At 72.3% G+C, this 12,838-nt stretch carries 12 protein-coding genes; 3 read left to right on the plus strand and 9 right to left on the minus strand.

The features are described 5' to 3' along the window. Positions 1-40 precede the first annotated feature (40 nt). From C593_RS0124520 to C593_RS0124550, 7 genes are all read right to left on the minus strand, one after another. A complete protein-coding gene (locus C593_RS0124520; protein ID WP_018849978.1) occupies positions 41-502 on the minus strand; it encodes a hypothetical protein in 462 nt (153 codons plus the stop codon). A 222-nt stretch (positions 503-724) separates the two neighbouring features. Then, positions 725-2,137 (minus strand): FAD-dependent oxidoreductase, encoded by a 1,413-nt coding sequence (locus C593_RS0124525; protein ID WP_026278038.1) that lies wholly within the window; start codon positions 2,135-2,137, stop codon positions 725-727. Between the two features lie 67 nt (positions 2,138-2,204). Further along, the gene (locus C593_RS0124530; RefSeq protein ID WP_018849980.1) at positions 2,205-2,996 is read right to left on the minus strand and encodes an ABC transporter permease; all 792 of its coding nucleotides are present in this window, start codon (positions 2,994-2,996) and stop codon (positions 2,205-2,207) included. Continuing rightward, positions 2,996-3,931, minus strand: a complete 936-nt coding sequence (locus C593_RS0124535) for an ABC transporter permease (protein ID WP_018849981.1) — start codon at positions 3,929-3,931, stop codon at positions 2,996-2,998. Before C593_RS0124535 ends, C593_RS0124530 begins: the two co-directional genes overlap by 1 nt. After that, the gene (locus tag C593_RS0124540; protein ID WP_018849982.1) at positions 3,928-5,079 is read right to left on the minus strand and encodes an ABC transporter ATP-binding protein; all 1,152 of its coding nucleotides are present in this window, start codon (positions 5,077-5,079) and stop codon (positions 3,928-3,930) included. The genes C593_RS0124535 and C593_RS0124540 overlap by 4 nt, the downstream gene beginning before the upstream one ends. Before the next feature lie 124 nt (positions 5,080-5,203). Then, on the minus strand, positions 5,204-6,451 hold the full coding sequence (locus C593_RS0124545; protein WP_018849983.1) for a polyamine ABC transporter substrate-binding protein: 1,248 nt from the start codon (positions 6,449-6,451) through the stop codon (positions 5,204-5,206). A 74-nt stretch (positions 6,452-6,525) separates the two neighbouring features. Beyond that, positions 6,526-8,043, minus strand: a complete 1,518-nt coding sequence (locus C593_RS0124550) for a gamma-aminobutyraldehyde dehydrogenase (RefSeq protein WP_018849984.1) — start codon at positions 8,041-8,043, stop codon at positions 6,526-6,528. Between the two features lie 175 nt (positions 8,044-8,218). Here C593_RS0124550 and ybiA point away from each other — a divergent pair, with 175 nt between their 5' ends. Then, the gene (ybiA, locus tag C593_RS0124555; RefSeq protein WP_026278039.1) at positions 8,219-8,776 is read left to right on the plus strand and encodes a riboflavin biosynthesis intermediates N-glycosidase; all 558 of its coding nucleotides are present in this window, start codon (positions 8,219-8,221) and stop codon (positions 8,774-8,776) included. Between the two features lie 153 nt (positions 8,777-8,929). Here the strand turns inward: ybiA and C593_RS0124560 are convergent, their stop codons facing one another. Further along, complete coding sequence (locus tag C593_RS0124560; RefSeq protein WP_018849986.1) at positions 8,930-9,712, minus strand: DUF4190 domain-containing protein; 783 nt, start codon at positions 9,710-9,712, stop codon at positions 8,930-8,932. Between the two features lie 111 nt (positions 9,713-9,823). On the opposite strand from C593_RS0124560, the gene C593_RS0124565 reads away from it, so the two are divergent. Together C593_RS0124565 and C593_RS0124570 are read left to right on the plus strand one after the other, a co-directional pair. Further along, positions 9,824-10,849, plus strand: a complete 1,026-nt coding sequence (locus C593_RS0124565) for an adenosine deaminase (RefSeq protein WP_018849987.1) — start codon at positions 9,824-9,826, stop codon at positions 10,847-10,849. After that, positions 10,846-11,577: a glycerophosphodiester phosphodiesterase gene (locus C593_RS0124570; protein WP_018849988.1), complete on the plus strand. Its 732-nt coding sequence runs from the start codon at positions 10,846-10,848 to the stop codon at positions 11,575-11,577. Before C593_RS0124565 ends, C593_RS0124570 begins: the two co-directional genes overlap by 4 nt. 18 nt (positions 11,578-11,595) lie before the next feature. Here the strand turns inward: C593_RS0124570 and C593_RS0124575 are convergent, their stop codons facing one another. Next, positions 11,596-12,789 carry a polyamine ABC transporter substrate-binding protein gene (locus tag C593_RS0124575; RefSeq protein ID WP_018849989.1) on the minus strand — a complete coding sequence of 398 codons (1,194 nt, stop codon included), beginning with the start codon at positions 12,787-12,789 and terminating at the stop codon, positions 11,596-11,598. Between the last annotated feature and the right edge of the window lie 49 nt (positions 12,790-12,838).

Genomic DNA, 12,838 nt, shown 5'->3' on the forward strand with positions numbered 1-12,838 from the left:
ACCAATCATGTTGTCAAGACCTGTGGCACGCGCCGGCCGCTCACTCCCCCGGCCGCGCCCGCGCGATCCCCGCCGCCGCCTCGTGCATCGCCAGTTCCAGCAACTGCGGGTCGTTGAGGGTGCCCGAGCCGTCCGGGACGACGAGCCAGCGCACCTTGCCCGCCGCGCGCCCGGGGTAGGGGACCACGATCCAGGTGCCACTGCCCGCCGTGCGGACACCGGTGCCGATCCAGCGGCCCGCCGTGCCGGGCGGCACGAAGAACCCCATCCGCTCCTCGCCGAAGTCGGCGAGCACCGGACCGGGCCTGCCGACCAGGCGGTTGAGCACGTCCAGCGTGGGATACCCCAGCTCACCGGGGAGGATCAGGACGTCCCAGCGCCGGCCGGCCGGCAGCAGCGCGACCCCGTGCGGGTTGCGCTCCCACGCCCACCGGCAGGCGCCGGGATCCGGTGCCGCCGACACCAGCCATTCCACCGCGTTCCTGGCCCCCGAGCCGCTCATCGTGGTCTCCCTTCCGTGTGGGGACGGTGCTGTCCCCCACAGAGAGAGCCCGGAGCGGTGTGCATTACGCGACTTCGGCGATCTCGTCGGAGTGAACCGGGTCACGGCGGTGGTGCGGGCGGCGCGAACCCGCCCGCACCAGCGGAAATGCGGCCGCACCGGCGGAGCCTCCGGCCGGCCGGGAGGGGTCGGCCCCTGCCCCGCCACAGGCCCTGGGAGGTCCTAGCTGTCGAAGCCGAGCCCCAGCCGGTCCAGCGTCCGCAGCCACAGATTGCGCCGGCCGCCGTTGGCGTCCGCGCGGGCCAGGGACCACTTGGTGATCCCGATGCCCGCCCAGGCCACCGGCTCCGGCGGGAACGGCAGCGGCTTGCTGCGCACCATCTCCAGCCGGGTCCGCTCGGTGTCCTCGCCGCCGAGGAGGTCGAGCATCACGTCCGCGCCGAACCGGGTCGCGCCGACACCGAGGCCGGTGTACCCGGCCGCGTAGGCGACCCGGCCGCCGTGGGCGGTGCCGAAGAAGGCGGAGAAACGGGAGCAGGTGTCGATCGCCCCGCCCCAGGCGTGCGAGAAGCGCAGCCCTTCGAGCTGCGGGAAGCAGCGGAAGAAGTGCCCGGCCAGCTTGAGGTACGTCTCGGGCCGGTGGTCCCTCGCCTCGCTCAGCCGGCCGCCCCAGGGGTAGATCGCGTCGTAGCCGCCCCAGAGGATGCGGTGGTCGGCGGTGATGCGGAAGTAGTGGAACTGGTTGGCGCTGTCGCCGAGGCCCTGCCGCCGCTGCCAGCCCACCGACTTCAGCTGCTCCGGGCTGAGCGGCTCGGTCATCAGCGCGTAGTCGTAGACCGGGACGGTGTACGGGCGCACCCGTCGCACCAGGGACGGGAAGACGTTGGTGCCCAGGGCCACCTGCCGGGCGAACACCCGGCCGTACGGGGTGCGTACGGCCATCCCCGCCCCGGCGCGGGCGAGTTCGAGGCCGGGGGTGTTCTCGAAGATCCGTACGCCCTTCTCCTCGCAGACCCGCTTCAGGCCCCAGGCGAGTTTCGCGGGGTGCAGCATCGCGACGCCCTCGCGGTCCCAGATGCCGCCGAGGAAGGTCGGCGAGTCGACCTCGGCGCGCACCGCCTCCCGGTCCAGCAGCTCCAGCCCGGTGAAGCCGAGCCGGGCCGCCTCCTGGTGCATCTCCTCCAGTTCGCGCAGCTGGTGGGGTTCGGTGGCGACGTCGATCTCGCCGGTGCGCTCGAAGTCGCAGTCGATGCCGTAGCGGGCGACGGTCTCCCCGATGGCGTCCAGGTTGCGCAGCCCCAGCTCCTCCAGCACGGGCAGCTCCCCCGGCCAGCGGGCGAGTCCGTTGCCGAGGCCGTGGGTGAGGGAGGCGGCGCAGAAGCCGCCGTTGCGGCCGGAGGCGGCCCAGCCCGCCTCCCGGCCCTCGATCAGGACGACGTCCCGCCCGGGGTCGCGCTCCTTGGCGAGCAGGGCGGTCCACAGTCCGCTGTAGCCGCCGCCGACGACCAGCAGGTCGCAGCGCTCGGTGCCGGTCAGGGCGGGCAGGGCGCCCGGCTTGCCGGGGTCCTCCAGCCAGAAGGGGACGGGCTGGGCGTCCGCGAGCGATGAGGCAAAGGTCATGGCTGCTGGGGCCATGGTTTCCACTCCTTCGTCGGCCGCCCGGGGGCGGCCTCCTGGTGCACCGGCCTGCTGCTCAGGGCGGTTACAGCGCGGTCTTCTTCCGGCGGTTGCCGATCATCTGCGCGGCGACCACGACCAGGACCGCGATCACGAACATCGCGGTGCCGATCACATTGATCTGCACGGGGGTACCGCGCTGCGCCGAGCCCCACACGAACATGGGGAAGGTGACGGTGGAGCCGGAGTTGAAGTTGGTGATGATGAAGTCGTCGAAGGACAGCGCGAAGGCGAGCATCGCGCCGGCCGCGATACCGGGCGCGGCGATCGGCAGGGTGACGCGCCAGAAGGTCTGGAACGGCCCCGCGTACAGATCGCGGGCGGCCTCCTCCAGCCGGGGGTCCATCGACATCACGCGGGCCTTGACCGCGACCACCACGAAGCTGAGGCAGAACATGGTGTGCGCGATGAGGATGGTCCAGAAGCCGAGCTGCACACCGAGGTTGAGGAAGAGGGTGAGCAGCGAGGCGGCCATGACGACCTCGGGCATGGCCATCGGCAGGAAGATCAGCGAGTTGACGGTGCCCCGCGCCCGGAAGCGGTAGCGCACCAGGGCGAAGGCGATCATCGCGCCGAGCAGGGTCGCGCCGGCGGTGGCCCAGAAGGCGATCTGGAGGGACAGCGCCAGGGAGCCGCACATGTCGGCGACACCGCAGGGGTCGGTCCAGGCGTCGGTGGAGAACTCCTGCCAGGAGTAGTTGAACCGGCCGGCCGGCTTGTTGAACGAGAACACCATCACGACGATGTTCGGCACGATCAGATAGGCCAGCGTGAGCACGCCCGCCAGGACCACGAGGTTCCGCTTGAGCCAACGCATCAGACCAGGTCCTCCGTTCCCGCCCGGCGGATGTAGACGGTGACCGTGATCAGCACGACCGCCATGAGGATGAACGACAGCGCCGCGGCCGTCGGATAGTCGAGCACCCGCAGGAACTGCGACTGGATCACGTTGCCGATCATGCGGGTGTCGGTGGAGCCGAGGAGTTCGGCGTTGACGTAGTCGCCGCTGGCCGGGATGAAGGTCAGCAGGGTGCCGGAGACCACGCCGGGCATCGACAGCGGGAAGGTGACCTTCCTGAAGACCGTCGAGGGGCTCGCGTAGAGGTCGCCGGCCGCCTCGTGCAGCCGCGGGTCGATCCGCTCCAGCGAGGTGTAGAGCGGCAGGATCATGAACGGCAGGAAGTTGTACGTCAGACCGGTGACGACCGCGAGCGGGGTGGCGAGCACCCGTTCGCCCTCGGTCAGGCCGAGCCAGGCGGTGACGTCCAGGAGGTGGACGGTGTTGAGGAAGTCCACGACCGGGCCGCCGTCGGCGAGGATCGTCTTCCACGCCAGGGTGCGGATCAGGAAGCTGGTGAAGAAGGGGGCGATCACCAGCACCAGCAGCAGGTTGCGCCACCGGCCGGCCTTGAAGGCGATCAGATAGGCGAGCGGGTAGCCCAGCAGCAGGCAGAGCAGCGTCGCGGTGCCGGCGTACAGGAGCGAGCGCAGGAACTGGGGCCAGTAGTCGGTCAGGGCCTCCCAGTAGGTCGCGAAGTGCCAGGTGACCTCGTAGCCCTGCTCCAGGGAGCCGGTCTGCACCGAGGTGGACGCCTGGTAGACCAGCGGCAGGGCGAAGAAGACGAGCAGCCACAGGATGCCCGGCAGCAGCAGCCAGTACGGGACCAGCCGGCGGCGCACGGACCGCTTGTGCACGACGGGTGCGCCGGGGGCCGGGGGCGGGGACACGGGCGGCGCCTCGGTAACGGTCACGGCGTCTCCTCCACCGACTCCACGCCCGCCGAGATGTCCTGGTCGGCGTCGAGCCCGAAGGTGTGCTCCGGGTTCCAGTGCAGGACGACTTCGGCGCCCGGGACCAGCCCGGCCTGCCGCTCCACGTTCTGCGCGTACACCTCGAGTCCCTTGCCCGCGGGGCTCTCCACGACGTACTGGGTGGAGACGCCGATGAACGAGGAGTCGGAGATCCGGCCGGTGACGGTGTTGCGTCCGGCGGCCACGGACTCGGCCGCGTCGGCCGGTACCAGGGAGATCTTCTCCGGGCGGATGCCGACGAGGAGCCGCCCGCCGGTTCGGGCGCCGTCCGGACACCGGCTCTTCGGCAGCCGCAGCTTCCCGCCGCCGGCGCTCACCGTGATCTCCTCGCCCGCGGTGCCGACCACCTCGGCCTCGATGAGGTTGGAGGTGCCGAGGAAGTTGGCGACGAAGGTGGTGCGCGGGTTCTCGTACAGCTCCTGGGGCGCGCCCAGTTGCTCGACCCGGCCGCCGTTCATGACCGCGACCCTGTCGGCCATGGTCATGGCCTCCTCCTGGTCGTGGGTGACATGGACGAAGGTGATGCCGACCTCGGTCTGGATGCGCTTGAGCTCCAGCTGCATCTGGCGGCGCAGCTTGAGGTCGAGGGCGCCGAGCGGCTCGTCGAGGAGCAGGACCTGGGGGTGGTTGATCAGGGCGCGGGCCACGGCGACGCGCTGCTGCTGGCCGCCGGAGAGCTGGTGCGGTCTGCGCTGGGCGAAGTCGCCGAGCTGGACCAGGTCGAGCATCTCGGCGACCTGCTTCTTCACCGACTTCACGCCCCGGCGGCGCAGGCCGAAGGCGACGTTCTCGTAGATGCTCAGGTGCGGGAAGAGGGCGTAGCTCTGGAAGACCGTGTTCACCGGGCGCTTGTGCGGCGGCAGGTCGGTGACGTCCCGCCCGCCCAGCGAGACGGTGCCGGTGCTGGGCTCCTCCAGGCCGGCGATCATGCGCAGGGTGGTGGTCTTGCCGCAGCCGGACGCGCCGAGCAGGGCGAAGAAGGAGCCCTGCGGGATGGTCAGGTCCAGGGGGTGCACGGCCGTGAAGGAGCCGTAGGTCTTGCCGAGCCCGGCGAGGCGGACGTCCCCGCCCGCGGTGGTGTCAGTCATGCGTCGCGTCCTGGTGTGTCGGTCGGTCCGGTGGCGGGCCCGGCCCCGGGTGGCTCGGGGCGGGCGCCGGCAGCGGAGGGGCAGGCTCCGGATGGGCGGAGGTCAGGCTCCGCGTGGGCGGAGGTCAGGCTCCGATGAGCCCGGCGAACTTCTCCTCGTACGCGGTCTCCTCGTCGGCGCTGAGCGAGCGGAAGGAGTGGGACTTCGCGGCCATGGCCTCGTCCGGGAGGATCAGCGGGTTCTTCGCGAGCTCGGGATCGATCTTCGCCAGCTCGGGGCCGACGCCGGCGACCGGGGTGACGTAGTTGATGTAGGCGGCGAGCTGGGCCGCGACCGGGAGTTCGTAGTAGTAGTCGATGAGCCGGGTGGCGTTCTTCTTGTGCCGGGCCTGGGCGGGCACCAGCAGGTTGTCGGTGGCGGTCATGTAGCCCGCCGTCGGGATGGCATAGCGGATGTCCGGGTTGTCCACCTGGAGCTGGATCAGGTCGCCGGCCCAGGCGACGCAGGCGGCGATGTCGCCCTTGTCGAGGTCCGAGGTGTAGTCGTTGCCGGTGAAGCGTCGGATCTGCTTCTTGTCGACGGCCTTCTGGAGGCGGCCGAGGGCCGCGTCGTAGTCGGCGTCGGTGACCTTCTCCGGGTCCTTGCCCATGTCGAGGAGGGTGAGCCCGACGGTGTCGCGCATCTCGGTGAGCAGGCTGACCCGGCCCTTGAGGCGGGGGTCGTCCAGGAGCTGGGTCATGGAGGTGACCTTGCGGCCGCCGGTCGCCCTGATGTTGTAGGCGATGACGGCCGGGATGCCGGTCCAGGGGTAGCTGTAGGCCCGGCCCGGGTCCCAGTCGGGGCTGCGGAACTGCGGGGCGAGGTTGGCGTAGGCGTGCGGGAGCAGAGCGGGGTCGAGCTTCTGCACCCAGCCGAGGCGGATCATCCGGGCGGCGAGCCAGTCGGTGACGTTGATCAGGTCGCGGCCGGTGTCCTGGCCCGCGGCGAGCTGGGGCTGGATCTTGCCGAAGAACTCGACGTTGTCGTTGATGTCCTCGGTGTACTTGACGGCGATGCCGGTGCGTTTGGTGAACGCCGCGAGGGTGGGGCGGGTCTTGCCGTCCTCGCTGATGTCCATGTACTCGGTCCAGTTGGAGAAGCTGAGCCGCTTCTCCTGGTCCGAGCGGTCGTCCGACTCGGCGGCGCCCGCCTCGCGCTTGGCGGGCGGGATGCCGCACGCGCTCAGCACGCCGGCGCCGCCGGCCGTGAGCGCGCCGATGCCCGAGGCGCGCAGCAGGGAACGGCGGGAGAGGGCGCCCCGGCCGCTGGTCATGCTGCGTCGCATCGCGGCGAGCTGGGCCGCCGAGAGGCGTTCGGGCTCGTACTGCTCCATGTCGCTCTGCCCTTTCGGGTGCTGCGGCCGCCGCCGTGCGGGCTGGTCCCCGCGCGGCGGGCGGCCGTGGGTCGTTACGGTCGGTCCCCGAAGATCGTGCGGTGCCAGTCCTTCCGGGCGACCGCGGTGTTGTCGTACATCACATGCTTGACCTGCGTGTACTCCTCGAAGGAGTACGCCGACATGTCCTTGCCGTAGCCCGATGCCTGGTAGCCGCCGTGCGGCATCTCGCTGATGATCGGGATGTGGTCGTTGATCCACACGCAGCCGGCCTGGATCTCGCGGGTGGCGCGGCCGGTGCGGTAGACGTCGCGGCTCCAGGCGGAGGCGGCGAGGCCGTAGGGGGTGTCGTTGGCGAGGGCGATGCCCTCGTCGTCGGTGTCGAAGGGGAGGACCACGAGGACCGGGCCGAAGATCTCGGACTGGACGACCTCGCTGTCCTGGGCGGCGCCGGTGATGAGGGTGGGCCGGTAGTAGGCGCCGGCCGCGAGGTCGCCGCCGGGGGCCTCGCCGCCGGTGACGACACTCGCGTAGCCGCGGGCGCGGTCGACGAAGCCGGCGACGCGGTCGCGCTGGGCGTGGGAGACCAGGGGGCCGAGGTCGGTGGCGGGGTCGAGCGGGTCGCCGAGGCGGACGCCGGCCATCAGGTCGGCGACGGCGGCGACGAAGGCGTCGAAGAGCGGGCGCTGGACGTAGGCGCGGGTGGCCGCGGTGCAGTCCTGCCCGGAGTTGATCAGGGATCCGGCGACGGCGCCGTGCGCGGCGGCCTCCACGTCGGCGTCGTCGAACACGACGAAGGGGGCCTTGCCGCCCAGTTCGAGGTGGAGGCGCTTGACGGTGGCGGTCGCGATCTCGGCGACGCGCCGGCCGACGGCGGTGGATCCGGTGAACGACGTCATGGCGATGTCCGGGTGTCCGACGAGGTGTTCACCCGCGTCCCGCCCGGCGCCGCTGACGATGTTGACGACGCCGTCCGGGATTCCCGCCGCGGTGGCGGCCTCGGCGAAGAGGAGCGAGGTCAGGGGGGTGATCTCGGCGGGCTTCAGAACGATGGTGTTACCGGCGGCGACGGCCGGGAGGACCTTCCAGGCGGCCATCTGGAGCGGATAGTTCCAGGGCGCGATCGAGCCGACGGCGCCGATCGGTTCCCGGCGTACGTAGGAGGTGTGGTCCGCGCTGTACTCGCCGGCCGACTGGCCCTGGAGGTGGCGGGCGGCACCGGCGAAGAAGGCGGTGTTGTCCACGGTGCCGGGGACGTCGAACTCGGTGGTGAGCCGGATCGGCTTCCCGCACTGGACGCTCTCCGTGCGCGCGAACTCCTCGGCCCGCTCGGCGAGGACCCCGGCGAAGCGGTGCAGGGCGTCCGAGCGCTCGCCCGGGGTGGCGCCCGCCCAGCCGGGCAGGGCCTCGCGGGCGGCGGAGACGGCCGCGTCGACGTCGGCGGGGCCGGCGAGTTCGTAGGTGTGGAGGGTCTTGCCGGTGGCCGGGTCGACGATGTCCTGTGTCCGTCCCGAGGTGCCGGGGCGCAGCCGTCCGCCGACGTACTGCGCGCCGGCCGCGAACCGTTCCTGGACCGGGTCGGGGTTGCCCATGACGCTCTCCGTTGTTCCAGCTCGATGTGAGTGCCGATCCTGACAGAGGGTGACCCACGCAACAAGGGATTCCGTTGTTGCCTTTTGGTTACGCGACGGAATCGGTCGACCATGTGTCGATTCCGCGGCGGAATACCCGTACGCAGTGTCCGTGGCTGCTGCGAGACTCCCGTGCATGGGGAACACCGGTAGGGACGGGTTGATCGAGCAGGCAGCCGCGGGACAGCGAATCAAGTACCTGCACTTCTGGGGTCACGCGCCACGCCGCGACGGCGGGATCGGCGCGAGCTGCCTCAGCCAGTGGTGGCCGTCGCCCTTCGAGGTCGGCGGGGTGCGCTACGCGACCGCGGAGCACTGGATGATGGCCGCCAAGGCACGCCTCTTCGGGGACGCGGAGGCGGAGCGCCGGGCGCTCGCGGCGGCCGGCCCGGCGGAGGCGAAGAAGGCGGGGCGGCTGGTGCGCGGCTTCGACGAGGGGGTCTGGAAGCGGGAGCGGTTCGCGATCGTGCGCGAGGGCAGCGTCCACAAGTTCGGGCAGGACCCGCAGCTGCGGGCGTTCCTGCTGGGCACCGGGGACCGGGTGCTGGTGGAGGCGAGTCCGGTGGACCGCATCTGGGGCATCGGCCTGGCCGCGGACGACGAGCGCGCGGCGGACCCGCTGCGGTGGCGGGGGCTGAACCTGCTGGGCTTCGCGCTGATGGACGCGCGGGAGGAACTGCGGGCGTCGGTCTGACCCCGCCCGCGTGCCCCGGGGCCGGTGTGAACCGGGAGCCGCGCCTGGGCCCGGGGGCCTGCGTGCCCCGGGGGCCGGCTGCTTAGGGGGCCGGCTGCTTCGGGGCGCGGCGACCCGGGGCCGGCCCGGTGGTTCCGGGCCGGCCCTCCCGGGTCAGCGGCGGGTGTCGATCACCAGGCTGTTCGCGTACGGGTCGTAGTCGGACTCGTAGCGGTCCTGCCGCTTCTGCTCCTCGTTGATCGCCGTGGTGACGCCCCATGCGATCAGCAGGATGAAGACGATCCCGAACACGATCCCGATCGAGCCGGTGATGATGCCCGCCAGCGCCATGCCGCCGTTGGTCGCCTCGCCCCGCTGGGCACGCTTGCGGCCGAGGATGCCGAAGATCAGGCCCAGTGCGCCGAGGATGATCCCGACGACGCCGTACAGGCAGAACAGGCACACGGACAGGATGCCGAGGACCATCGCGGCGATGCCCATGCCGTTGGCGGGCTGCGGTGCCCAGCCTCCGGCCGGACCCGCGTAGGGCGCCGGGTAGCCCGCGCCGTACGGGTCGCCCGGGACACCGAAGCCGCCCGAGGTGCCGGTGGCCGGGGGCGGCGGCATGCTCGCGGCCGGGTAGCCGTACCCGGGGGTGGACGAGGCGTCCGGGTAGCCGTAGCCCGGTGCTGCCGCGGCGCCGGGGTAGCCGTAGCCGCCCGTGGCGGGGCCGCCCGGTGCGACCGGGGGCGGCGGGACGGACCCGGGGTGGCCGCCCGGCGCTCCGGGCATCCCGATGATCGTCGGCTGGTCGTGCACGCTCGGCGGGGTCGGCCCGGACGGCGGCTGCGACGCCTGCTTGTCCAGGGGCACCCGGTCCTGCGGAGCGCCGCCGGCCGGCGGTGCCCACGGGTCGTTCGGCTGCTGCGCCCCCGCGGGCTCCTGATTGTCGGACATTCATCTCCCCCATCGGTGGTCCGGCCATGCTACGGCCTCGGCCTCCGGCCCCCGGGTCCGCCTACGATGATCCCCCGGCCAGGAGCGGCGCATCGCACACGGAGGTACCCGATGACCGATCTGCATCCCTTCATCGCAGGTCTTCCCAAAGCCGAGCTGCATGTCCACCACGTGGGCTCCGCGTCACCGCGGATCGTCGCCGAACTCGCCGCGCGGCACCCGGACTCCAGGGTTCCGACCGACCCCGAGGCGCTGGCCGACTACTTCGTCTTCACCGACTTCGCGCACTTCATCGAGGTCTATCTGTCGGTCGTCGACCTGATCCGCACCCCGGAGGACGTACGCCTGCTCACCTTCGAGGTGGCACGGGACATGGCCCGGCAGAACATCCGGTACGCGGAGCTGACCGTCACCCCGTTCTCCTCGACCCGGCGCGGGATCGAGGAGAAGGCGTTCATGGCCGCGATCGAGGGCGCGCGGACGGCGGCCGAACGGGAGTTGGGCGTGGTCCTGCGCTGGTGCTTCGACATCCCGGGCGAGGCCGGACTGGAGGCGGCCGAGGAGACCACGCGGCTCGCGGTGGACCTGCGCCCCGAGGGGCTGGTCTCCTTCGGGCTCGGCGGCCCCGAGATCGGCGTGCCCCGCCCGCAGTTCAAGCCCTACTTCGACCGCGCCCGCGCCGCCGGTCTGCGCTCCGTGCCGCACGCGGGCGAGACCACCGGCCCTCAGACCGTGTGGGACGCCCTCAACGAGCTGGGCGCCGAACGCATCGGCCACGGCACCAGTTCCGTCCGGGACCCGGCCCTGCTGGCGCACCTCGCCGAGCACCGGATCGCGCTGGAGGTCTGCCCGACCTCCAACATCGCCACCCGCGCGGTCGCCGACATCGAACGGCACCCGGTCCGGGAGATGGTCGCGGCCGGGGTCCTGGTCACCGTCAACAGCGACGACCCGCCGATGTTCGGCACCGACCTCAACAACGAGTACGCGGTCGCCGCCCGGCTCCTGGACCTGGACGAGCGGGGCGTGGCCCAACTGGCGAAGAACGCGGTGGAGGCGTCCTTCCTGGACCCGGCGGGCAAGGCCCGGATCGCCGGCGAGATCGACGCGTACACCACCGCCTGGCTCGCCCGGTGAGCGCCGCCGCCGAGGCCCGGCCGGTCCACGGGCCGCGCCGCGTCACGGTCGTCGGCCACCGCGGCGACCCGTTCCGGGTGCGGGAGAACACCCTGCCGTCGCTGCGGTCCGCCTACGAACGCGGGGCGGACGTCGTCGAGATCGACGTCCGCCTCACCCGGGACGGCGTGCCGGTCCTGCTGCACGACGACTCGCTGAAGCGGCTGTGGGAGCACGACCGCCCGCTCGCCCGGCTCACCGCCGGGGAGGTCCGGGAGCTGACCGGGGGCGGGGTGCCGACCCTGCGGGAGGCGCTCGCCGCGACGGAGGGCCGCCGGCTGCTGATCGACCTGCCGGGCGCGACCCCGGCGTCGGCGCGCACGGTCCTGGGGACCGTGCGCGAGTGCGGGGCGGCGGAGCGGGTCGCGTACTGCGCGGGCACCTCCACGATGCTCTCCGTCCGCGCCGCGGACCCCGCCGCCGAGATCTCCCTGACCTGGACCACCCTGGCCCCGCCCCGCCCGGTCCTGCTGGACGCGGTCCGCCCCAGGTGGCTCAACTACCGCTTCGGCCTGGTCCGCCCCGGCCTCGCCGCCCGCGTCCACGATCGGGGCCTCCTCCTCTCCGTCTGGACCCCCGACACCCGCCGCACCCTCCGCCGGATGCTCGCCGCGGGTGCCGACTCGATCACGACGAACCGGGTGGACGTCCTGGGGAACCTGCTGGACCGGGGCGGCCGGAGGGCCTGACCGGCCGGCACCCGCCGGTCACAACCCCACGATCGCGTTCCAGCGCCCCGCCAGTTCCGCGCGTTCGTCGGCCGTGATGTCGCGGGCGATGGCGAGACGGGAGCGCATCGCGGAGTCGGGGAAGATCAGGGGGTCCTCGGCGAGGGCGGCGGTGTCGGGGTCCCTGGAGGCGGCGAGGACGTCGCGTGCGGCCGGGACGGGGCAGACGTAGTTGACCCAGGCGGCGAGTCCGGCGGCGACCTCGGGGTCGTAGTAGTGGTCGATCAGCGCCTCGGCGTTGCGCTTGTGGCGGGCGAGGTTCGGGATCATCAGGCTCTCGGCCCAGAGTTCGCCGCCCTCCTCGGGGACGACGAACTCGATGTCCGGGTTGTCGGCCTGGAGTTGGATGACGTCGCCGGAGTACGCCTGGCAGGCGAGGACGTCGCCGGTGGAGAGGTCCTTGATGTAGTCGTTGCCGGTGAAGCGGCGGATGTGACGGGCCCTCACCAGCTTCTCGACGCGCTCGCACATCCGGTGGAAGTCCTCGGCGCGCCAGCGCGTGATGTCGACCCCGTCCCCGCGCATCAGCAGGGCGAACGCCTCGTCGAGGCCGGAGAGCAAGGTCACCCGGCCGCGCAGGTCGGCCGCCCACAGGTCGGCCGTGGCGCGGATCTCCCGGCCGAGGCGGCGGCGGTCGTAGGCGATGCCGGTGATACCGCTCTGCCAGGGCACGGTGGAACGGCGGCCCGGGTCGAACGCCGGGGAGAGCAGCTGCGGGTCGAGGTGGGCGGCGACGTTCGGCTGGCGTGCGCGGTCCATCTCCTGCACCCAGCCGAGCCGGACGAAGCGCGCGGCCATCCAGTCGCTGACGACGACGAGGTCCCGGCCGGTCTCCTGACGGTTGATCAGGGACGGGCTGATCTTGCCGAAGAACTCGTCGTTGTCGTTGATCTCCTCCGAGTAGCGGACCGCGATCCCGGTGCGGCGGCTGAACGCCTCCAGGGTGGGCCGGCGGGAGGTCTCCTCGTCGGTGTCGATGTAGAGCGGCCAGTTGGCGAAGTCCACCCGGCGCTCCCGCCCCGAGAGGTCGGCGCGGGCGCGGTCCGCGGGCGCCACCCGTGCGGGCGGGACCCCGCAGCCGGCGAGCGCGAGACCGGCGCCGCCCGCGCCGAGGGCGCGGAGCAGGGACCGGCGGGAGGGAGCGGGCAGGGGGTGCTTCCGGATCACCGTCACGCCCGCAGGATGTCGCCGGGCGCGGGGGCGCGGCAATGGACGCTGCGTC

It is taken from the genome of Streptomyces sp. CNT372 (assembly GCF_000377145.1).